Here is a 22,638-nt window from a genome sequence, read left to right on the forward strand (position 1 = left end):
AAGCCCCGGCAACGGACGCCGGGGCTTTCCCACCACACAAACTGGCGAAGACACAAAAAACTTGTCGTTGTGGCTGGAATCCACACAATCCCAACCACAACGACAAGCTCATATCAATTGACGTATCGAGTTTACTGGGCTGTCCACAACGTTCAATATTGACAACTCAGCAAACTCAATTCAGCGATCTCACGCCTTGGCGACCTCAACGGCCAGCTCGGCGCCTTCCTTCACTTCGAAGGAGGTAGCCAGCGTCTCACGGGCGATCAGATCCTTGAATTGCTCGACCTTGGCCACATCAACAGCCGGAACGGTCAGCACCAGGGAGATGCGATCGGCGATGTCCAGATCGGCGGCCTTGCGGGCGTCCTGCACGACGCGGATGGCGTCGCGGGCGTAGCCTTCAGCCAGCAGGTCGTCATCCAGAGCGGTGTCGAGGATCACGAAGCCACCGGTCGGCAGAGCGGCGGACACCGAAGCAGCGGCCTCGGCGGCATTCTCCTCCTCCACACGGTTGATGAGCTCGTACTCGCCTTCAACCAGTTCCAAATCGCCAGACGGCGTGGAAACCACCGGAGCGCCGGAAGCGTTTACGCTCCAGTCGCCGGACTTGGAGGCCTTGATGGCGAACTGCACCTGCTTGCCCAGACGCGGGCCGGCAGCGCGAGCGTTCACGCGCAGCTCGTGCACGATCTTCAGACCCTGGGAACCAGCGTCCTCCATCGTGCAGAATTCGATATCCTTGACGTTGAGCTCGGACTTCAGCAACTCGTCGTAGGCCTTGACTGCGTCCACATCCTCGGCCACCACAGTGAGCTTGGCGAGCGGCTGGCGCACGCGGATCTTGGCGGCCTTGCGCAGGGACAGAGTGCCGGAAACGACCTCGCGCACCTTCTCCATCGCGGAGACCAGAGCCGGATCGTCAACCAGAACGCGACCAAGTTCGGTATCCGCACCGGTCTTCTCGTCCACCACATACGGCCAGTCGGCCAGATGCACGGACTCGCCACCGGTCAGGCCGCGCCACACGGACTCGGCCTCCATCGGAGCAAGCGGAGCAAGCACACGCATGAACGCCTCAAGCACGGTGTACAGCGTATTGAACGCGTTCGCATCCTCGTTCCAGAAGCGGTCACGGGTGTTGCGGATGTACCAGTTGGTGAGCACGTCGATGAAGTCGGACACCACATCGCAGGCGTCAGAAATCGCAAACTCGTTCAGCGACTTCTCCACACACTCCACCAGGCGGCGGGTGCGGGCCAGCAGATAGCGATCCATCTGCGGCAGGCCAGCGACCTCGTCGGCACGCAGCTGACGAGCGTCGAATCCGGCCCCGCCGTTGGCCGCGTTGGCGTACAGCGTGAAGAAGTAGTAGGAGCTCCACACCGGAAGCATAACCTGACGCACGGTGTCGCGAATGCCTTCGGCGGTGACGATCAGGTTGCCGCCGCGCAGAATCGGCGAAGACATAAGGAACCAGCGCATAGCGTCGGAACCGTACTTGTCGAACACGCCGTTCACGTCCGGGTAGTTGCGCAGATGCTTGGACATCTTCTGGCCGTCGGAGCCAAGCACGATGCCGTGGCAGATCACGTTCTTGAACGCCGGATGGTCGAACAGAGCAGTAGCCATGACGTGCAGCAGGTAGAACCAGCCACGGGTCTGACCAATGTATTCGACGATGTAGTCGGCCGGGAAGTGCTGTTCGAACTTCTCCTTGTTCTCGAACGGGTAGTGGAACTGCGCGAACGACATGGAACCGGACTCGAACCAGCAATCGAGCACATCAGAAATACGATGCATATGCGACTTGCCGGTCGGATCATCCGGGTTCACGCGCGTCAGGTTGTCGATCCACGGACGGTGCATATTGACGTTGCCGTCCTTGTCGCGCGGGTAGTCGCCAAAGTCGGCCTTGAGCTCCTCAAGCGAACCGTACACGTCCACACGAGGGTACTTCGGGTCATCGGACACCCACACAGGAATCGGGGAACCCCAGAAACGGTTGCGGGAGATTGACCAATCACGCGCGTTGGCAAGCCACTTGCCGAATTGGCCGTCCTTCACGTTCTCCGGAATCCAGTTGATCTGCTGGTTCAATTCCAGCAGGCGCGGCTTGATCTTGGTCACGGACACGAACCAGGAGGAAACCGGCTTGTAGATCAGCGGGGTGGCGCAGCGCCAGCAGTGCGGGTAGGAGTGCACGTAGCTCTTCTCCTGGAAGAGGATCGCGCGCTGGTCTTCGGGAATCTCGGCGAGCGGGCCGTCGCCGGCACGCAGGTTGCGCAGGATCGGCAGGTTCGCGTCGAACACGTACATGCCCTCGTATTCCGGGCACTGGGAGGTGAAGCGGCAGCCGGCGTCGAGCACATCAGTGCTCTTGACCCCGTGCGCGTTCAGCGTGTTCATATCGTCCTCACCGTAGGGAGCCTGGTGAACCAGGCCGGTACCTTCGACGGTGTCGACGTAGTCGGCGGTGAAGATCGTGTAGCCGTTCGGGCCGGGCACATTACCTTCGGTCTCGGCCTTCTCCCCCGCGAAGTATGGGAAGACCGGGTAGTAGCGACGACCAGCCAGCTCAGAGCCCTTGAGCTCGCGTACGACCTCGTAGTTCTCGCCGAGTTCCTTGGTGTAGTGCTCAAGCAGCGGCTTGCCGAAGTAGAACTTCTTGCCGGCGAACTTGCCCTCGGTCGGGCGCACCTCAACATAATCGATGTCGGCGCCGACCACGATGGCGAAGTTGGTGGGCACGGTCCACGGCGTAGTGGTCCAGAAGACGGCGTAGGCATCTTCCTCATCACGCATCTTGACGGCCACGGACACGGTGGTGTCCTGACGATCCTGGTACACATCGGCATCCATGCGCAGCTCGTGCGCGGAAAGCGGCGTCTGATCCTTCGGGCAGTACGGCAGCACGCGGTAGCCCTGGTAGGCCAGGCCCTTGTCGTAGAGCTGCTTGAAGGCCCACATCACCGATTCCATGTACGGGATGTTCAGAGTCTTGTAGCCGTGCTCGAAGTCGACCCAGCGGGCCTGACGATGCACGTAGTCCTGCCATTCATGCGTGTACTTCAGCACGGATGCGCGGCAGGCGTCGTTGAACTTATCGATGCCCATCTTCTCGATTTGGTCGACCGAGTCGATGCCGAGCTCCTTCTGCGCCTCGAGCTCGGCGGGCAGGCCGTGGGTGTCCCAACCGAACACGCGGTTGACCTTGCGGCCCTTCATGGTCTGGTAGCGCGGGATCACATCCTTGGCATAGCCGGTCAGCAGGTGGCCGTAGTGCGGCAGGCCGTTCGCGAAAGGCGGGCCGTCGAAGAACACGAATTCGTTCTGGCTGTGGTCGCCGGAGGGATTGCGCTCCACCGACTTCTGGAAGGTATCGTCCTTATCCCAATAGTTAAGAACGGTCTCCTCCATTTGGGGGAAGCTGGGGTTCGGCGCCACGTGTGCGGTCTCGCCGCCCTCGTTCGCCTTGGGATATACGTTTTCGCTCACCGTAAATCTCCTAGTTGTACTGTGCACTGGTCCTACAGGAGCATCATTGGTGGCGATTGATTCAAGTGGCCGCTTTAGTAGTCGTCCCGCCCGAACCCATCGTCAGATGATGTTCCTGCCTACGAGGACGATGACGAGCGTTTTGTACGCTCCACACCGCGGTACCACCTCGCTTATCGCACCGGTTGCGCTCCGCCGAATTGTTGCACTCAGCGCAGCGCGGCCTGCACGACCGCTTGTGTTCGGCTGTCTCGGGCCGATCCCGTCGGTTCTACTAGGCGATTGCTGCCGTTCTTCCGAAGACTCCCCGCTGATAACGGATCACTGCCTCACAACGGTGCATATCCTAACACGCCACGCGGTCAAGTCTGCACGAATGTTCACTGAGAGACGCCGTCAACCGCGAACCCGTGAATGTTGCAGACATTTCTGTATCAGTTATCAGTCATGCAGACATATCCGTACAAGTTATCGCCGATTTATAGCCATAACTAGACGGATAATGACTGCATCCCGTTAATCCAACAGGTTATGTCTGCAAAATTCACCAGTACGACAACGGATTATGCCTGCGTTCTTTTTTTGCCAGTCCAATTCGTTCCCGCATAGCGCCTAAATGAACGTGTTAGGTCTGCACCAATTCACGGCCAGCAAGACTCTGCACTCAGCAATTACTTCGCACCAAACCGCTCACGAATCTGAGCGGCAGTACCATAAGAGGCTTGCGCACCGAACCCAGTCGCGGCGTACGCAGAAACATATGAGGCCAACTGCGCGCTATCGGCCAACGAATGTCCCGAAGCAAGTCCGGCCAGAACCGTGCCCATAAAGGCATCTCCGCACCCGGTAGTGTCGATGGCCTCAACCACAACTGGCGCAATACGATAGATATCATCACCATCGATGACTACCGAACCATCCCCGCCAAGCGTAATTACCGCCTGATTAAAGCCGAAGTCGTGCATCTGCCGCGCCACATCAGACCAATCCATTCCACCCCAATCGTCATCGTCAGGCTCGGCAATGCCCAGTAGCTGTGCCATTTCATGTTCATTGACCAACAGAATGTCCGAAGCCTCGATGAGCTCAGCGGGTAGTTCAGCAACGAATGGCGAATCGTTGAGCAATACCTTGAGCCCGGCATCATGACAGAGGCGAGCACATGCGGTGACGGTTTCCATCGGACTTTCCAAACACAGTCCCAGTACATCGGCTGAGGTCAGATTATCCCGCATCGATTGAATATACTCAACACTGACGTAAGCGTTAGAACCGGGAGAATAAACAATCGTGTTCTCTCCTGCCGCGTCTACGGTGATGACCGTGGTCCCGCTGGCCCCATTCACGTGCCGAATATAACTGGTGTCCACACCGGTATCGTTCAATGCTTCAAGCAGAAAATCCGCATTAGCATCGGAACCGAGCGCACCAAACAATCGGACTTTGGCTCCAAGACGAGCGGCCGAAACAGCCTGATTCCCCGACTTGCCACCAGGAAGCACCCGCAACGGCCCTCCTAGCACTGTCTCCCCCGGTTTGGGCAGACGCTCGGTGGTGACGGTATAATCGGCATTCATCGAGCCAACGACGGACACGGCCCCATGAATGCAATCAAGAGAAACAAGCGTTTCATCCATAGCAGGCATGATATCCCCTTTCTGAATGATAGATGCCGCTGGTGCGGTAGTCTGTTTGATCAACATGCTCCGCACCAGCAGGTGCAATCAGACATTGCGTTTTGCCGTAAAACTCTTGCGAAATACGAACAGTACAATCATCGACAACACCGAAACCGCACACATAATCCAGAACATGTTGGAGGTCTGTGCTTCCACACCACTGCCAACACCGAACAGACCACCCTTGCCCATGGTGTCACTGGCCATGAGGCTGGAGTATACGGCGACTCCGATAGAGGCCGAAGTGTTCATCATTAGATCGAGAATTCCTACGCCACGACCATTCTCCTCGACCGGCAACACATCTGACGCAGCGTCGTAGATTGGCGTATATACAGCGGTAACACCAGCAATGAACAGGCAGGCAAGAAAAGTCAGCACTCCGAACCCACTCTTAATGAATATGGCAGATCCTGCGAAGCCGACAATCATGAGCACGATAGCGATAACCAGTGTGCGCATGCGTCCGAGTCTGTTGATTGCTGGACCAGAAACGCATCCAACAATTGTGGCCACAATGTAGACCAATGTTAGACACAGCGAAACCGTGGTCAACGGCACGTTGTAGATCCGCTCACCAATCACGTTGTAAATCGGCACACAAGCAAAGTTGAAGAAGTACAGCACAAATTGCAGCAGCAGAATGGACATATACGCACCATTGGTCACGAAAGAACGACCCAGGAACGGATTCTTGCCTTTCCAAATCCACAGCACAAACAGTACAGCGAATACAATCGAGGCAATAATCATGCCGACTCCGGGGAACGAGAAGTAAATGGCAATGAGCGCAGCAAATACTGCAAACAACAGAATGCCAATGGAATCTATCTTCTCGCCCTTGGCGCTGATGTCTGGAGTGTTCTTTATCAACAGAGGAATAAAGAACACAGATAACGCCGGCACAAGGAACAGGTACTTCCAATCGAAAGAGGTGATGAAGCCTCCCGCAAACACACCGATAGCAGCGGCCAAATAATACACAGCATTGTAAATGCCAATGTAGATGGCCTTTTCCTCGTCATTCAGATATTTGACTGTCATCACCAGGAACACAGAACCAGCAACTTGTGCACCAGCAACCTGAATCATACGTGCGATGAGCACGACCCAGAAGTTGAACGAGCCAAAGAACCCCAACAAGCTACCGGCAACTAATGCAACTACGCCAAATAGCGTCATACGCTTCGGGGATATGAAGTCGCACAATGTGCCATACAGCATGCACACCACACCAAGAACGATGCCTGGTAGTGTGCTGATCAGTGAGGCACTTGATGACATACCGAGCGAATCACCAATGTTTTGGAACACCAGATTGAATGCCTGAATCATCAGTGTTCCCAAAGTGAAAACAATCAGCAGTGCAGGCAGTGCTTTTTTGGTCTTTGCTCGGTTGGCTTCAAAATCATCAATGGAAGCAACCGACTGTATTTGTTCCGTCATTACAATTCTCCTTATTTTCCTTAGTGATTCAATCGACGGAGGCGGCAAGCTTCAGCAGTCGTTCCATGAATTGCGAAGTAAATCGTTCAGCATCTACGCCAAGAGCTACTTTGGTGTTCTTCGGCTGGCTCAATAATCTTGTCGGATCGCCGATGGTACGCCCAATGCTCGGGCCTTCAGTCTCGACCATAAGGTCAATCGGGAAAGTCGTAACTAGTGTCGGATCAAGGGCCACAGCAGCAGCCAATGGGTCGTGCAGGTTGCATCCGCCCTGGAATGCAGGATCAGTTTCCTCACTGATATCGATGTAGTAATCAGTCATGTCGGCAAGAAATGCACCGGCCTTAGTGCCGACATCGCGTAGAGCCTGCGTATCTTTCTTGGTCATCAATGCCTGCATGGTCACATCAAGACCAATCATCGTGATGTCGGCCGAAGTGGAGAACATGCGATTAGAGGCCTTGGGATCCATGGAAATATTAGCTTCCATGTAGGGGTTGCAGTTGCCCGGCTGCGTCAGCGCGCCTCCCATCATGACGATGGTGAGCTTGTCAACAATATCGGGTGCTTTGACGAATGCGGCGTCAATATTGGTCGAGGGACCAGTTGGCACATAGACAAGCTCTTCTTTGCTGTACTTGCGAGCGGATTCGATAATGAAATCGACTGCCGACTTATCAGACGCCTGACGTGTTGCCGTTGCAGGCACCTCAACATTGCCGGTGCCATTGCGACCGTGAAAAATGCCTGAACTGTCAGGCACCTCGAAAGAATCCGCATCACTGGGATGCGGCACACCCTTAAACACCGGGATATCTGGTCGTCCGTACATTTCCAGCAAATTCAAATCATTACGGATACCCGTTTCCAACAACACATTGCCATAGGTACCGGTAATACCAATCAGTTCCGCGTCTTCGGATCCAAGGATGTATGACAATGCCAAGGTGTCGTCAATGCCGGTATCCAAATCGAGAATGATCTTCTTCATGATGTTCCTTTCCATCAGCTTCCTTGCCAGAAAATCGGAGACGTCTTCCATGACCGTCTCCTCACGACCAAGCCGAGGCCTTGTCGCCGTCACAAGATTTAACGTTTTATCAAGTGATGGAAGTAATGATAAAACGTTAAATCATCGTTGTCAAAAATATAATCTTCTGCGTGTCACGCACACGGACAAAGAAGTAGAAGCAGGAAAATACTGAAACAATCAGCCGGCGACGGCTGCGGAAGGGCCCTGCTCCACAGACCCGCGGTTGATGAACATCGTGGGCACGGAATGGGTGACGCCCTCATCCGAAACACCAGAGCGAATACGGCACAGCAGCAAATCCACGCCCTGCCGCCCCATCAGTTCGGCCTGTTGGGAAACCACCGCGATACGCGGTGTCATCAAAGTGAACGCCGTAATGTCATCGAACGACACCAGCGACATATCCTCGCCTATCGAAACCCCACGGTCGTGCAGCACACCAATCATCGTGAGCGCATCCGGCGAGTATGCGCACAGCATCGCGCTTACGCCGGCATCAAGCAACGACTCAACCGCTGCCGTACGCGATTCATAAGTGGAGTCGCAAGCGACTACCACGCCGTTACCCTCGATAAGCAGATCCGACGCAACCGCACGGAATGCAGTCTCTCGTTCGTTGACGCTGAACGACCCTAATGAGGGATGCGACACATATCCCACGCAACGGTGTCCCAACCGTACCAATTCCTCTACCGCCTCGCGAATGCCCGTATACGGATTGGAAACCACAAACGGCACCGATTCGACGCCCGGCACACGCCGATCCACGAACACCAATGGCAAATTACGTTTAATCAACGACTGCACCCCGGGTGACTCCACACCTTGCGGCACCACGATTGCCCCGTCAATACGTTGCCCAAGCAGATTGCCAATAAACGCATCCTGGCGTTCCACTGTTTCTGCTGAAGTACCAATCAGCGTGGAATAGCCCCGGGCATACAACTCATCCTCCATTGACGAGACCAAATCCGCAAAATACGGATTGCGCAAATCAGGAACCAGCAAACCAACAGTCTTAGTGTCCGACGAACGCATGGAACGCGCACGCTGGTCGGGCACATACCCCATTTCCTCAACTGTTTTCAGCACCAGACGCCGCGTATCACTGGAGAAGCGGCCTTTATTATGAAGTATTTGGGAAACGGCAGCAGCCGATACACCGGCACGTTGAGCAACATCCTTCAACGTCACGAACGCCATAGTCCCCTCCTTGTGGCCGATACATCGTCAAAGCAACAATTCAAATGTACCCTTTTCACCGCCAATATTCGCAATCCTGCGCCAACACACAGCTCTCAACATAGAAAACCGCACCCCAACTACCGGATAAGAATTACTTCAACCCGATAATCGAGGTGCGGTTTTGCAGGCGTACCGGCTACTCCAACTCCACCGCGCCGGTGTACAGCTGGTAGTACTCGCCCTTCTGCGCGATCAGCTCGTCATGCGAGCCACGCTCGATGATGTTGCCATGGTCGAGCACCATGATCACATCGGAGTTGCGCACGGTGGACAGGCGGTGGGCGATGACGAAGACCGTACGGCCCTTCATCAGGTTATCCATACCAGCTTGCACAACCTCTTCAGTGCGCGTATCAATCGAGGACGTGGCCTCGTCAAGGATCAGCGCGGGCGGATCGGCCACCGCCGCACGGGCAATGGAAATCAGCTGGCGCTGGCCTTGGGACAGGCCGGAACCGTCGCCTTCCAGCACTGTGTCGTAGCCCTTGGGCAGCATGCGGATGAAGCTGTCCGCATTGACCAGACGTGCGGCCTCGATGCATTCCTCATCGGTGGCGTTCAGGCGGCCGTAACGGATGTTGTCCATCACGGTGCCGGTGAACAGGTTCACGTCCTGCAGCACGATGCCCAAAGACCTGCGCAGGTCAGGCTTCTTTATGCCGGCCACGGAGATGCCGTCGTACAGAATCTGGCCTTCCTGGATGTCGTAGAACCGGTTGATGAGGTTGGTCACGGTGGTCTTGCCGGCACCGGTGGCGCCGACGAGCGCGATCTTCTGGCCGGGCTTGGCGAACCAGGTGATGTCGTGCAGCACCGGCTTGTCCGGGTTGTAGCCGAAGGTCACGTTGGTGAAGCGCACGTCGCCGCGCAGCAGGGTCAGTCGGCCGTCGGGCGAGGTGATCGCCTGCTCCTTGGCCTTCATCGCCACCTCGCGGGCCGAGCCCTTGAGCTTTTCTGCGGCCTTCAGAGACCTCGTACCGTCGTCGCCGATCTCACGCTTCCATGCCCAGTGGCCGGTCTCGTGGTCGACTTCGGTCATGGTGCGGCCATCCTCACCAAGTTCCACATTGACGAGCGTCACAGTGCCCTTGTCTTCCTCGATGGGCTCATCCATCAGCTTGAAGATACGGGAAGCACCGGCGAGCGCCATCATCACCATGGTCAGCTGCTGAGAAACCTGACCGATCGGGTTGATGAACGAACGGGACAGGGTCAGCAAGGAGACGAGCGTACCGAGGGTGAGCGGCTTGACACCAGTCAGACCGATGTCGTTGACGCCGGCCAACGAGACGGCGGCTCCGACGATGGCGAGCAGGATGTACAGCAGGTAGCCCATATTGCCGACGACCGGCATGGTGACGTTGCCCCAAGTGTTCGCCTCGGCGGACGCCTCGAAGAGCTCCTCGTTCTTCTCGTCGAAGGTCTTCTGGGTGGCGTCTTCGTGGTTGAAGACCTTGATGACCTTCTGGCCGTTGACGGATTCCTCCACGAAGGCGTTCACGTCGCCGATCCACTGCTGCTGCTTGACGAAGTAGCGGCCGGAGCGGCTCACGATCTTGCGCACGATGAAGTAGAGCAGAACGGTGAACACGATTACGAACGCGGTGAATGGAATGGACAGCCACAGCATGGACAGCAGCGCCGCGGCCGCGGAGATAATCGAGGAGAACATCTGCGGGAACGACTGCGAAATCGCCTGACGCAGCGTATCGGTGTCGTTGGTGTAGTGGCTCATGATGTCGCCGTGCTCATGGCTGTCGAAGTAGCGAATCGGCAGCTTCTGCTGGTGGGCGAACATGTCGTCACGGATCTTCTTGAGCGTGCCCTGTTCGACGGTGATGATCAGCCACTGCCAAGCCCAGGATGCCACGATGCCGGCCACATACAGGCAGGCCATCAGACTGATGGCGCGCAGCAACGGAGCCCAGTCAGGGTTCGATTCCCCCACCATCGGCAGGATGTAGGTGTCAATCAGCGATTGGAGAAACAGCGCGGATCCGGCCTGTGCGGCGGCGCCGATCAGAATGCACACCACGATGGCGACGACGCGCCACTTGTACTGGAAGATGTAGCTGAAGATGCGCTTGATGGTTCCGGGGTCGGCTTTGCCCATGTCAGGCTTGCGATTCTTGGAACTCTGGTCGTTGCTCATCGTGCTTCTCCTTCCTTGGTATCGGCTGCATTGGTATCAGCTGCGCTGGTATCGGCCGCGGGCATAGTCACTGTCACCGTCACGGTTTCGGACGGCTCAGCGGCAGATGGCTCAGCAGCCTGTTCGGCATCGGCTAGTTCTTCAGGCTGGGCCTGGTTCTTGGTCTGGGATTCGTAGATGGAACGGTATTCGTCACAGGTGGCGAGCAGCTCGTCGTGCGTGCCGGATGCCATGATGCGACCGGAATCCATCACCAGAATCATGTCGGATTCCTGCACGGAGGCCACGCGCTGGGCGATGATGATCTTCGTGGTGTCCGGAATCTCGTTGTGGAATGCGGCGCGGATCAGCTTGTCCGTCTTGGTATCGACGGCGCTGGTCGAATCGTCGAGAATCAGAATCTTCGGCTTCTTCAGCAGTGCGCGGGCGATGCATAGACGCTGGCGTTGTCCGCCGGACACATTGGTACCGCCCTGCTCGATGTACGTGTCGTACTTGTCGGGGAATTCCTGAACGAATCCATCGGCCTGCGCGAGCTGCGCGGCATGGCGAATCTCCTCATCGGTGGCGCTCGGGTTGCCCCAGCGCAGGTTTTCGGCAATAGTGCCGGAGAACAGCACGTTCTTCTGCAACACCATGGCCACCTGATCGCGCAGCGCCTCAATGTCATAGTCGCGCACGTCCACGCCGCCGACCTTGAGCGAGCCAGAGCTCACGTCGTACAGTCGCGGCACCAGCTGTACCAGAGACGACTTTGCCGAACCAGTACCGCCGACGATGCCGATGGTCATGCCGGAACGAATCTTCAGGTTGATGTCGTCAAGCACGGGCTTTTCGGAACTGTCGGAGTAGCGGAAACTGACGTGGTCGAACTCGATGGAGCCATCGGCCATATCGGTCACCGGCTGAGCCGGGTTCTTCACCGTGCTTTCCTCCTGCAGCACCTGGCAGATTCGCTCGGCGGAAGCCTGGGAGATGATGACCATGACGAAGATCATGGACAGCATCATCATGGCCATAAGAATCTGCATAGCATAAGTGACCAGAGAAGTCAGCTCGCCGGTGGACAGACCCAGCGCCGCATTATTGCCGGAAGCGACGATCTGCTGCGCGCCCATCCATGCGATGAGAATCATCGAGGCGTAGACGCACACCATCATGATCGGCATGTTGAAGCTCATGATGCGCTCAGCCTTGGTGAAGTCCTTGAAGATGCGCTGGGAGATGCGGCCGAACTTGGAGACCTCGAAGGATTCGCGGTTATAGGACTTGACCACGCGGATGCCCTGCAGGTTCTCGTCGACCACGTTGTTCAACGCATCGTAGGTGTGAAACACGCGCTCGAACACGGGGTGCACGAGCACGACCAGACCGCACAGGCCGATGGCCAGAATCGGGATGCAGGCCAGGAACACCATGGAAATCGACGGGGAGATACGGAACGAGAACAGCCAGGCTACGACCACCATGATCGGGGCACGCACGCCCAGACGAATGATCATCATGTAGGCGTTCTGCAGGTTCGTCACGTCGGTGGTCAGTCGGGTCACGATCGAACCGGTGGAGAACCGGTCGATGTTGGTGAAGCTGAAGCCCTGCACCTTCTCGAACTGGTCCTTGCGCAGGTTCTTGGCGAAGCCCGCGCCGGCCACGGCCGCGTACTTTCCGGACAAGAAGCCGGCACCCAGCGAAACCATCGCGCACACCAGCAGAATCACGCCGAACTTGACGGTGGCCGGCATGCTGCCACCGGTGATACCCTCATCGATCAGCGAAGCCATGATGGTCGGAATCAGGATTTCCAGAATACCTTCGACCGCCACGAACACCGGAGCCAGGATGCTGGCTTTCTTGTATTCGCGAATCGACTGCCCCAATGTGCGCAGCACATGCTTGGGTTTATCCAGTTCGACGGCTTTGCGCGCATGCGCGATTGCCTCTGCGGTATCGCTCATTCGTTCTCCTCCTTCGTGTTAGCAACCTCCGCTCCGTCTTGGTCGGGAGCCATCACCACAGGTGACTGAGGGAGTGTTTGATGTTCAAATTCATGTTGTGCGCGGTCGATGTTCGCGCGCATGCGACTGACGTAGTCACGTAGGGCTGCTTTCTCGCTTTCGGAAAAGCCATCAACCAACAGACGTTCGACCCGTTCGCCGTTCGCTTTGAGATCGGCGACGATGGCGTCCGCCTTATCGGTCAGGACGATACGCTTGCAACGGGCATCATGCGCCACCGATTCGCGGGCAATAAGCCCTTTCTTTTCCATAAGCGCCAGCACGCGCGAAGCGGTGGAGCGGGTGATACAGAACTTCTGTTCGATGGTGCGCTGGTAGATTTCACGATTCCGGTTACGATCCAGGAACATGATGATATGCGCGTTGCCGCCAGTGGTCTCCTTAGCGGAAAGCGGCATGCTCTCACCGAGATAGCGGTCGACGGCTTTGGTCACCGCACGCATCTCAATGCTGAGAATATGCTGATCCATTGTCCTCCGTACCATGCGAGGCCGTGCGCGTATGCGCCTTCACCCCACATTGTTGTATACGCAACAATTCATGATAAAGAGACCCATATACAACAGTTGCATATACAACAATCGGCGTATTGCCTAGACAACGAATCCCACATATGCCCTATACACAAACTGGCTCCCTTCTCTGAATCTCAGAAAAGGGAGCCGGCAGTTTGCGTAGTATTACTTGCTCAGCTTGGCGTACTCGTCGAGCATGAACTGGGCGATCTTCTTGCCGCCTTCGCCCAGCAGGGTGGGCAGCGAGTTGATGGGCATGGAGTTGAGGAACATGCGCATCATCGCATTATCCGGAAGCTTCGGCAGCTCGCCGGTCTCGCCGGCGGCGGCCACGGCGGCCACGATCTTGGCGCCGAACGGATCGGCCTCCCACTCGCCGTAGGTGGACCATTCGGTGAGCGGCTGGGTTCTGCCGTCGCCATCGAGGGCCACGGCAACGGTGTCGGCAATGTCGCGGGAGCTCACGCCCACTTCGATGGCATATTCGCCGGCCTCCACATGCCAGTCGTTGTACTTTTCGGACCAGTAGGCGAACGCGCGCTCATCAAGGTCGATGGTCACGGTCTTGGACTCGCCGGCCTTGAGGAACACCTTGGTGAAGCCCTTGAGCTCGTGCTTCGGGCGAGCCACGTCGGCCTCGCCCGGCGCAACGTACACCTGCACGGTTTCGGCAGCGTCCACATCGGAGGTGTTGGTCACGGTGGCGGTCACGGTGGCGGCGTTCGCGCCGGTCTTGGCGGCGGTGACGTCGGTGATCTCGAACGTGGCGTAGCTCAGGCCGTAGCCGAACGGGTAGTCGACAGCCTTGCCGTAGGTGTCGTAGTAGCGGTAGCCGACGAACACGCCCTCGCCGTAGTCGACGTGGCCTTCCTCGCCCGGCCAGTTCAGCATGCTCGGGTCATCGTTGATGTCCAGCGGAATGGACTGGGCGAGCTTGCCGGACGGGCTGACCTGGCCGAAGATCACATCGGCGAGCGCCGGGCCACCGGACTGGCCGAGCAGCCAGGATTCGAGGATGCCCTTGGCGTTCTTGGCCCACGGGGCCACGGTGATCACGGAACCGTTGGACAGCACGACCACGACGTTCTTGTTTGCGGCGGCGACCTGTTCGAGCAGGGCGATCTGCTTGGCGGGCATGTCGAGGGTGTCGCGGTCGAAGCCCTCGGATTCCGCGGCTTCCGGCAGGCCCAGGAACATGAGGACAACGTCGGCGTTCTTGGCGGTTTCCACGGCTTCGGATTCGAGGGCCGGGTCGGCCGGTTCCATATCGAGCGTGAAGCCGGGGGCGAAGTCGGCCTTGATGCCGCGCTCGGCGAGCGTGTCGAGGAAGCTAGTCATCTTAGTGGGGGTGATGTGGGAGGAGCCGCCGCCCTGGTAGCGCGGGGTGCGGGCGAATTCGCCGATAACGGCGATCTTCCGGGGCGTGGCGGACGGATTGGCGACTGGACCGGCGTTCAGCGGCAGAATCGCATCATCGTTCTTGAGCATCACAATGGATTCAATAGCGGCCTGATGGGCGACTTCATCGTGGGCGTCCACATCGAAACGGTAATTGTCGATGCTCATTGCAGCGCGGGTCTTGTTTACCAAGTCAATCATGCCCTGAGCCATACGATCGAGCTGGGCGGGGGTGATTCGGCCGTCGCGGACGGCGTAGACAATCTGGTCGTCGGTGTAGCTCGGCGGCATTTCCAGATTCAGGCCTGCATTCAGGGAGGCCCCACGGTCATGATCGGCGCCCCAGTCGGACATGACGATGCCCTCGAAGCCCCATTCGTCGCGCAGCACGTCGGTCAGCAGCCAATGGTTTTGTGCGGAATGCACGCCGTTGATGCGGTTGTAGGAGCACATGATGGTCCACGGCTGGGCCTTCTTGACGATGTGTTCGAAGGCCGGGAAGTAGATCTCGCGCAGGGCGCGCGGGCTGATGCGGGCATCGACGCGCAGTCGGTCGGTTTCCTGATTGTTGGCGGCGAAGTGCTTGAGCGACGTGCCCACGCCCTTGGACTGCACGCCTTCAACAATGCCGATGGCCTCATGACCGGCCAAGTACGGGTCTTCGGACCAGTATTCGAAGCAGCGACCGCCGAGCGGGTTGCGCTTGATATTGACGCCGGGGCCAAGAATCACAGCCACCTTTTCTTGAATGCACTCCTCAGCCATCGCCTCACCAACCTTGTGAATGAGCTCAGGATTCCAAGAGCTGGACAAGCCGGCGGCCGGCGGGAAGCAGGTGGCGGGCACGGAGTCGTCAAGGTCGGTCTCACCGGTGCTGGAGGCCAGGGACTTCCTCAGACCGTGAGGACCATCAGTGATCATGTAGCCTGGGATGCCTTTGGACTCCACGCCCTGCAGATGCCAGGCGTCGCCGCCGGAGGTGAGGGATGCCTTCTCTTCCAGGGTCAGATCCTTGACGGACGGGTAGGTGGACTCGCTCATGTTGCCTCTTTCCTTGAGTTTCTTGAGTTGTGCGGCTTGCGCTGCTGTCTTGAATTGTGCGGTTGTTCGATATGCGTTGGTTCCGATTCGGCCGGGCTGCCTGGCTGTTGTTCGAGGTTCCTCCACGAATCTCGACTGCCGTTTTCTCTCGACCAACCGGTTGGTAGGTAGATTATCAAAATCTCCGACACAACACGCCGAAATCATTTGGAACCACTACTAACCGACCGTAAGGTTGCCTGTATGAACGCCCCCTCCTCTACCGATACCGATCGTCGTACCACGATTCTCGACGCCGCCGTCGAATCGTTCGGCAAGTTCGGCTATTACGGCACGTCACTGCAACGCATCGCCACCGAAGTGGGGCTTACCAAAGCCGGCGTGCTGCATTACGTGGGCAGCAAGGAGGGACTGCTCGATCTGGCGCTGACCGAGGAATACGACCGGGTCACCGAATCGATCAATGCCGCGATGGTCGCCCAAGAGCGCCCGCTTATCGCGGATATGTGGCGTCAGGTGGTGGCGGTGAACAACAAGAGGCCCGCACTGGTGCACATGTTCTCCACACTGAGCGCCGAGGCACTTGACCCGACCCACCCCGCGCACGATTATTTCGCCGACCGCGAGCGCCGCACGGTCACCATGGCGCTCAACATCAACTGGGCCGTGCCGCAAGGCGTCAACGTCGAACATGTGCTGCAGGCCGGATTCTCGATGATGGACGGCCTTCAGCTGCGCTGGCTGCGCACCCCCGGCCAGGACCTCAACGCCATGTGGGCCGATTGTGAGGGCGTGCTGATGCCTTTGCCCCTGTGGGACGGGTATCGCTGAGCACTTTGGCTGCAGTTGCGGCTGTAATCCCGCATAACGCTTCTCACCACGCAGAGTGAGGGTGTTCCACACTGATAGAACACCCCCACTGTTGGTTCGGCCGCACGAACGGCGATCAGATATAGCGCTTGCAGTAGTCGGCGATATCGCAAATCACCTGATGTGCCTCGCCCGCTTCGGGATCGCCGGCCTGGACGATGTTGAACACATGGCCCAGCACCCGCTCGCGACCCTTGGGCCATACGCTCATCGCATGGTCCTTATGCCGGGCGTGCAGAATGCGTGCCAGTTCGTAGGTGTTGTCGGCGATGAAATCCTCCACGCTGGTGATCATGTAGATCGGCGGCACATCGCCGTCCACGATGAGCTTGTCCAGATCGAGATAGGGGCTGACCTTGATGTGGTCGGCGGGCGTCTGCAGGTAGCCCTCCATGTAATAGCTCAGCGCGTTGGCGTGCACGCCGCCCTGCAAACGGAACATGCCGGAGGTCACCACCAGGGCGTGCACCTCGATGCCGGACTGCCACAGGCCCAAGGCGCCGGCCAGCTGCATTGAACCGTTGGCCGCGCAGAGGTACAGGGCCAAGGCGCCGCCGGCCGAATCGCCGGTCACGCAGACGCGCTCGGCGTCCAGGCCGTATTCGGCGCCATGGCCGCGAATCCAATCGAGCACGGCCATCGCATCGGCCAGCTGGGCGGGGAAACTCACCGAAGGCACCAGCCGGTAGTTGGCGTTCACCACGGCGAACCCTTGGCGGGCGAGCAACATGTCACGGCATTCGTTGTTCTCCTTGTTGCCGTAATACAGGCCGCCGCCGTGGAAGTCCACGATGACGGGCAGAGCCGCGCCTTCCTCCGCATCCGCGGGAGTGTAGATGTCCAGCAGATGCGCGGCGTCGCCATCATGGACATAAGCGATGTCCTTCAATCGGCTCACATCGTCCGGCAGCAACTGGGAGGCGAGATGCGCCGCGTCCCCGGCGGTCATGGCCTTCACGTTGGCGGCGAACAGGTCGCGCGCTTCCTGACTGATCATTGTCGTTCCTTTCAATCGTTATCGAAACCGTATCTCAGCCACGCACCGGCAGCACGATGGCGGACGGCGTGGCGCCGCCCATGTGAATGGTCTGGTGGGCCACCTGCGTGTCGGTCTGTTCGCTCCACAGTCCAGCATGGTTGGTGTGTACGGAGTATTGCGGGAAATCGGAAGATGAGATATCGCAGCGGATGCGCGACCCGGCGGGCACCATCCAGCAGATGCCCCACATGTCGATGCTCACGCGGCGGGTTTCGCCCGGCTTGTACGGCGCGGCGTCCGGCGTATCCAGCCCGATCGTGGTGATGGAGGTTCGGTAGTTGCGCGCGGTGCCGTCCGGGTCCACGCACATGAGCTTGGCCGTGAAGGCGGTGTCCGGAGCGCTGGATGAGACGTACAGGTCCACACTAATCGCGCCTTGGATGTGCAGGTCATGGTCCAGCGGCTCGGATTCGAACGTGATGACGTCATCGCGCCAGCCGGGTTCCGGCTGGATGCGTGCGCCAATCTCGTCCATCGTGGTGAGCAGGGCCTCGCCGCCTCGGGTCATGACCGGGTTGGCCGGATCATAGTCGTATTCGGCGGCGCTCGCGGCTTGCGGGGCTTCGGCCGTCAGTTCGCCGGACTTGAGATAGAGCCTGACTTCGTCGGCTCCTGCGGACGGCAGCGGCCAGGAGTCGGCGACATGCCAGGAATCGCTGCCGATCTCGTAGTACTCGACCTGCCGCATGGGGGTCTGCTTCCGCTTCAGGGTCAGGTCGAACCATTCGAGCGCAGCCGGCACTTCGGCGGCGTCGAGATGCTTCGGTTCCAGTCCTTCCAGCGGATTGAGGAAGTAGTGGTTCCAGCAGCCGATGCGCAGCCAGGAGTGTTCCTTGACCTGCTCGTTCAGTGCGGCGTACCCGGTTAGGGCGCTGCCGAGGTGGTGGTCGAACCAGCCCTCGTGGATGAACATCGGCACCTTGACCTTGGAGGGGATGGACTTGAGCAGTCCCCAGAATCCCTCATCCCAGTAGGCGTCGGTGCCCTTGGGGTGGCTGATCCAGTCGCGATACCAGTCAAGGCGGCCGCCCCACATGTCCTCGTCCACGCTCATCTGCGGCAGGTGGAGGGCGGATTTCACGTAATCGGCGTCGACCGGATATCCGGCGTTCTGCATGGCCCAGGCGGTGAGCACGTCGCAGCGGAAGGAGCCCTTTTGGTAGGCGGAGGCGAACCGGTCGGTGCCGTAGTGGTTGGCGCAGATGGAGGCCACCTTCGGCGTGGTGATGTCCGCCACGGTCCAGCAGGTCAGGGACAGGTACGAGGTGCCCCACAGGCCGATCACGTCGATCCAGTCCTGATGTTCGCACCAGGCGAGCAGGTCGGCACCGTCGTTGCGCTCGTTGACGTTCGGTTCCCACGTGCCGCCGGAGGTGTAGGTGCCGCGGCACCATTCGCACACCATCGCGTAGCCGCGCCGATTGAGATGTTCGCCGTGCAGCTTCCACAGCTCGACCTGCTGCGGGTAGGGGCAACGCACCACGATGGTCGGGTACGGGCCGGGAGTGGCCGGGCGGAAGATGTCGACCGTCAGCTCGACGCCGTCGCGGCAGGTGACCTTGGTTGTTTCGGGGTCGGCCGGCTCGTATTCCGGCTTGAATCGGGAGGATTCGTACTGGCTGGTGATGTTGTTGAGATATCGGGTCATGAAGTCGTCTGCGTCACTCATGAATACTCCTTATATTCCTTATATATACGTTTGTCTGGAATCGGTTTTGCCCGGCCTCACTTGGCCTGCTTCGTGATTTCCTTGAACGGGCGCATACGGAATCCGATGACCATGCAGGCCGCGGCGACCACGTACAGGGCCATATTGCCGACCAGCGACGGCACATAGGAGCCGGTGGCGTCGAACACGGCGCCATGCGCGGTGACGGCGATGGCGGAGGCGACCGCGCCAAACATGGAGACGATGGACAGGATCTCGCTGTAATCGCGCTGGCCGAAGGACTTGCGGATGACCCACGGCAGGGCGACGAGCACGACGCCTTGGCCGAGTCCGGCCATGAAGCCGGCGGCGATGGCCGGGGTGGGCGTGGTGGCGACGGCCATGAGACCCCAGCCGGCGAGGCCGATCGCGGAGTAGATGACGATGGTCAGTTCCGGCTTGAGATAGTCGAGGAGGATGCCGATGGTGGCCTTGCCAATCGCGGCGCCGAACATGATGCCGGAGACGACCAGTGCGCCCTGTTCCAGCGTCAGGCCATGGGCGATTTCATGGCTGGAGACGTGCTGGACCAGCGCGGCCACAATCTGCAGGAGCACGGAGACGAGCACCAGCAGCACGAACGTCGGGGTGCGGTAGGCCTTCTTGGATTCGATGCCGGGCAGCTCGCCGGCGGCCTGGGCGTCATCGGCGACGGCAGCGGAGACGATATGGCCGTAGGCCTGCTCGCCCTTGGCTTCGTCGGGGCGGAACTTGAACACCAGCAGGGAGAACGGCAGGATGCAGATGACGAGGATCAGTGCGGTTAGGCGGTAGGAGGTCTGCCATCCGAGATTGGTGATGAACCAGGAGACGACGGGGTTGAAGATGGTGCCGCCGATGCCGGACAGGCCAAGGGCGATGCCCATCACCATGCCGAGCTTGCTTTCGAACCAGTTGGCGAGCAGCACGCTGGGGGCCAGGGAAATCGGGATGATGTAGAGAATGCCCATCAGCGCGAATGAGATGTAGAACTGCCAGACCGCGTTGAAGAAGGACTGGGCGAGGAACAGGGCGGCGACGCCCGCGATGCACACGCTGATCAGGATGCGTGAATCGAGCATCTTCATGACCTTGCCCGCGAACAGCATGGTCACGGCGCCGGCGATAGCCATGATCGACGAGGCCAATGCGATCTGCGTGCGCGAGACGTTCAGTGTCTCGCCGAGGACGGTGAAGTACAGGCCAGGCGTGTTGACGATCAGGCCGAATCCGACCAGGGACAATACGCAGCAGCCGATGAACACCAGCCAAGGGCGGCTGGACGACTTGGTTTGGGTGGACATTCGAACCTCCATGTTCGCTGTTGTTTCCTCCTGCGTGCGCCGGGTCGGTTCCATCATTGAATCTGACCGGCGAACCAAAGGTAAGCAAGTACTTACTTTTGTTATTAGGTAAGTTACTACTTACTTTCTAGCGTGTCAATGCGAGACACGCCGGGATGACGGCTATCATGGCTCATATCGCAGTTGGGCCGCCGGGCGCGGACCATCCAAAGCCGGACGAAAGGAGACATGCCATGGGAACGCGCGGAGAAGAACGCCTCAAGGCGATCACCGATGCCGCCACCGAAGTGGTGGCCGAGCGCGGCTATTACGGCATGACCATCCAGGAGGTCTCCGATCGCGTCGGCATCACGCAGGCCGGGCTGCTCAAATACGTCAAGAACAAGAACGGGCTGCTGATGCTGGTGCTGCGTCGATACGAAGATTCCAGCGAAGCCGGAGACTACATTCAGAGCAAACTTGCGCTTACGCCCGAACAGCGGGAGCTTTCTCCTCTGCTGATGCCCGAGTATTACCGGACCATCGCCGAGGACACCATGAAACGCCCGCAACTCACACAGCTGTATCTGGTGCTGCGCGCCGAAGCCATCGACCCCAATCACCCGGCGCACGAGTACTACGCCCAGCGTGGCGGACGGCTGCGCGCGCAGATCGGCAGCTATCCGTGGAAGCTGCCGCCCGAATATAACACCCCACAGAAGATCGGGTTGCTGTCGATGTGCGTCGGCTCGGCCATGGAGGGCTTGCAATCCCGCTGGCTTGGCGAGCCAGACATCGACTTCATGTCCAGCTGGTCCCAGTACGAGAACATCCTGTTCCCTCGCCCCCACTGGAACGGCTACCGCTGAGCCGGCCTTTCATTCGGGCTATAGCCCCATCGTTTCGACTGCGGCCACGATATGTGTGACGGTACCCGTTTTCCGCACTTCATCGAAAGATTTCTTTACCAACGATTGCGGATAATACCGCCCATCACGCATACGCCCGAGACCGATGCACCAGACCTCATTGCCTGCGTACAGTACGATCCTGCTATTGCCCGACACTACGACATGTGTCACCTTTGACATATCCATGGCATCGGTCAGGACATCTGCCTTCTTCTTCAACCATTGCACATCACCATGAGGACTCACTCGCTTAGGTGAGATTCTGCGTCCCCTAAGCAAATCCTCATAGAGCTTTCTAGGAGGAAGACGACATCGCTTGGAATCATCCAGATAATAATCCAAGCCACATAGATGAGCGAAATTTCCCGAGTCCCAAACAATGGCAAGAGTCAGATCATCTTCACAGTGAATTTTTATTGAACGGCCTTCAAGTCGCTCATGATACAGGAGAGCCGCAGCATGGGCTTGCGCCAATGCATACTCCTTTGTCTTCGTTATATTCACGGCTCCCCCTTTGCCGAAAAATAAGGGAGGGACATCTGAGCCAGATGTCCCTCCTGAGATGAAAAGCCATGTTTTACAGTCTTCTGCATGACTATCATCCACTACTTTCGAAGTGGAATCGGTAGTGGCTTCGGTTGGCCCAACCGTATCACCCAGCCACTGGGCTAGGCACCCTGCTTTCGCGGTATTCGTCCGCGCGGACGAATCAAGTGCCAGCGGCAGCTGACTTCTCATCTCGAACCCGCAACCCACCCCGCCGCAAAGGATAGGCCGGGTCACGAAGCTCATTCTCTACCTTACACAATTGGCTCGAATCATGCCA

General features: G+C 58.5%; 15 protein-coding genes. 2 read left to right on the forward strand and 13 right to left on the reverse strand.

Annotation, left to right across the window (positions count from 1 at the left end; translation table 11 throughout):
* Positions 1–189 precede the first annotated feature (189 nt).
* The 9 genes from ileS to NBH12_RS02810 form a co-directional block, all read right to left on the reverse strand.
* Complete coding sequence (gene ileS, locus NBH12_RS02770) at positions 190–3,498, reverse strand: mupirocin-resistant isoleucine--tRNA ligase (protein ID WP_052829035.1); 3,309 nt, start codon at positions 3,496–3,498, stop codon at positions 190–192.
* Between the two features lie 671 nt (positions 3,499–4,169).
* Positions 4,170–5,135, reverse strand: coding sequence for a ribokinase (locus NBH12_RS02775; protein ID WP_141670279.1), 966 nt, complete (start codon positions 5,133–5,135; stop codon positions 4,170–4,172).
* 87 nt (positions 5,136–5,222) lie between these two features.
* Positions 5,223–6,623, reverse strand: a complete 1,401-nt coding sequence (locus NBH12_RS02780) for an MFS transporter (RefSeq protein ID WP_250819150.1) — start codon at positions 6,621–6,623, stop codon at positions 5,223–5,225.
* A 28-nt stretch (positions 6,624–6,651) separates the two neighbouring features.
* On the reverse strand, positions 6,652–7,665 hold the full coding sequence (locus NBH12_RS02785) for a nucleoside hydrolase (protein WP_226790810.1): 1,014 nt from the start codon (positions 7,663–7,665) through the stop codon (positions 6,652–6,654).
* A 168-nt stretch (positions 7,666–7,833) separates the two neighbouring features.
* Positions 7,834–8,859: a LacI family DNA-binding transcriptional regulator gene (locus NBH12_RS02790; RefSeq protein WP_060618416.1), complete on the reverse strand. Its 1,026-nt coding sequence runs from the start codon at positions 8,857–8,859 to the stop codon at positions 7,834–7,836.
* 178 nt (positions 8,860–9,037) lie between these two features.
* Positions 9,038–11,053 (reverse strand): ABC transporter ATP-binding protein, encoded by a 2,016-nt coding sequence (locus NBH12_RS02795; RefSeq protein ID WP_250819151.1) that lies wholly within the window; start codon positions 11,051–11,053, stop codon positions 9,038–9,040.
* Positions 11,050–13,008, reverse strand: a complete 1,959-nt coding sequence (locus NBH12_RS02800) for an ABC transporter ATP-binding protein (RefSeq protein WP_250819152.1) — start codon at positions 13,006–13,008, stop codon at positions 11,050–11,052. The genes NBH12_RS02795 and NBH12_RS02800 overlap by 4 nt, the downstream gene beginning before the upstream one ends.
* Complete coding sequence (locus NBH12_RS02805) at positions 13,005–13,538, reverse strand: MarR family winged helix-turn-helix transcriptional regulator (protein ID WP_250819153.1); 534 nt, start codon at positions 13,536–13,538, stop codon at positions 13,005–13,007. The genes NBH12_RS02800 and NBH12_RS02805 overlap by 4 nt, the downstream gene beginning before the upstream one ends.
* A gap of 210 nt (positions 13,539–13,748) precedes the next feature.
* Entirely contained in the window at positions 13,749–16,022 is a 2,274-nt protein-coding gene (locus tag NBH12_RS02810) for an exo-alpha-(1->6)-L-arabinopyranosidase (RefSeq protein ID WP_250819154.1), read from the reverse strand.
* Positions 16,023–16,265: 243 nt separating this feature from the next.
* Here NBH12_RS02810 and NBH12_RS02815 point away from each other — a divergent pair, with 243 nt between their 5' ends.
* A complete protein-coding gene (locus tag NBH12_RS02815; RefSeq protein WP_052790536.1) occupies positions 16,266–16,853 on the forward strand; it encodes a TetR/AcrR family transcriptional regulator in 588 nt (195 codons plus the stop codon).
* Between the two features lie 115 nt (positions 16,854–16,968).
* On the opposite strand, the gene NBH12_RS02820 is transcribed toward NBH12_RS02815, so the two are convergent.
* Genes NBH12_RS02820 through NBH12_RS02830 form a run of 3 tightly spaced genes read right to left on the reverse strand, consistent with a single transcriptional unit; the run spans position 16,969 to position 20,922 of the window.
* A complete protein-coding gene (locus tag NBH12_RS02820; protein ID WP_052790535.1) occupies positions 16,969–17,889 on the reverse strand; it encodes an alpha/beta hydrolase in 921 nt (306 codons plus the stop codon).
* Between the two features lie 34 nt (positions 17,890–17,923).
* Entirely contained in the window at positions 17,924–19,600 is a 1,677-nt protein-coding gene (locus tag NBH12_RS02825; protein WP_250819155.1) for a CocE/NonD family hydrolase, read from the reverse strand.
* Positions 19,601–19,656: 56 nt separating this feature from the next.
* On the reverse strand, positions 19,657–20,922 hold the full coding sequence (locus NBH12_RS02830) for an MFS transporter (protein WP_014485424.1): 1,266 nt from the start codon (positions 20,920–20,922) through the stop codon (positions 19,657–19,659).
* Positions 20,923–21,155: 233 nt separating this feature from the next.
* On the opposite strand from NBH12_RS02830, the gene NBH12_RS02835 reads away from it, so the two are divergent.
* A complete protein-coding gene (locus NBH12_RS02835; RefSeq protein WP_008782751.1) occupies positions 21,156–21,770 on the forward strand; it encodes a TetR/AcrR family transcriptional regulator in 615 nt (204 codons plus the stop codon).
* A gap of 18 nt (positions 21,771–21,788) precedes the next feature.
* Here the strand turns inward: NBH12_RS02835 and NBH12_RS02840 are convergent, their stop codons facing one another.
* Positions 21,789–22,604: a PBECR4 domain-containing protein gene (locus NBH12_RS02840; protein WP_003833326.1), complete on the reverse strand. Its 816-nt coding sequence runs from the start codon at positions 22,602–22,604 to the stop codon at positions 21,789–21,791.
* Positions 22,605–22,638 lie beyond the last annotated feature (34 nt).

Origin of the sequence: Bifidobacterium sp. M3-N-101 (assembly GCF_023656805.1) — a bacterium.
Lineage (GTDB): Bacteria > Actinomycetota > Actinomycetes > Actinomycetales > Bifidobacteriaceae > Bifidobacterium > Bifidobacterium breve.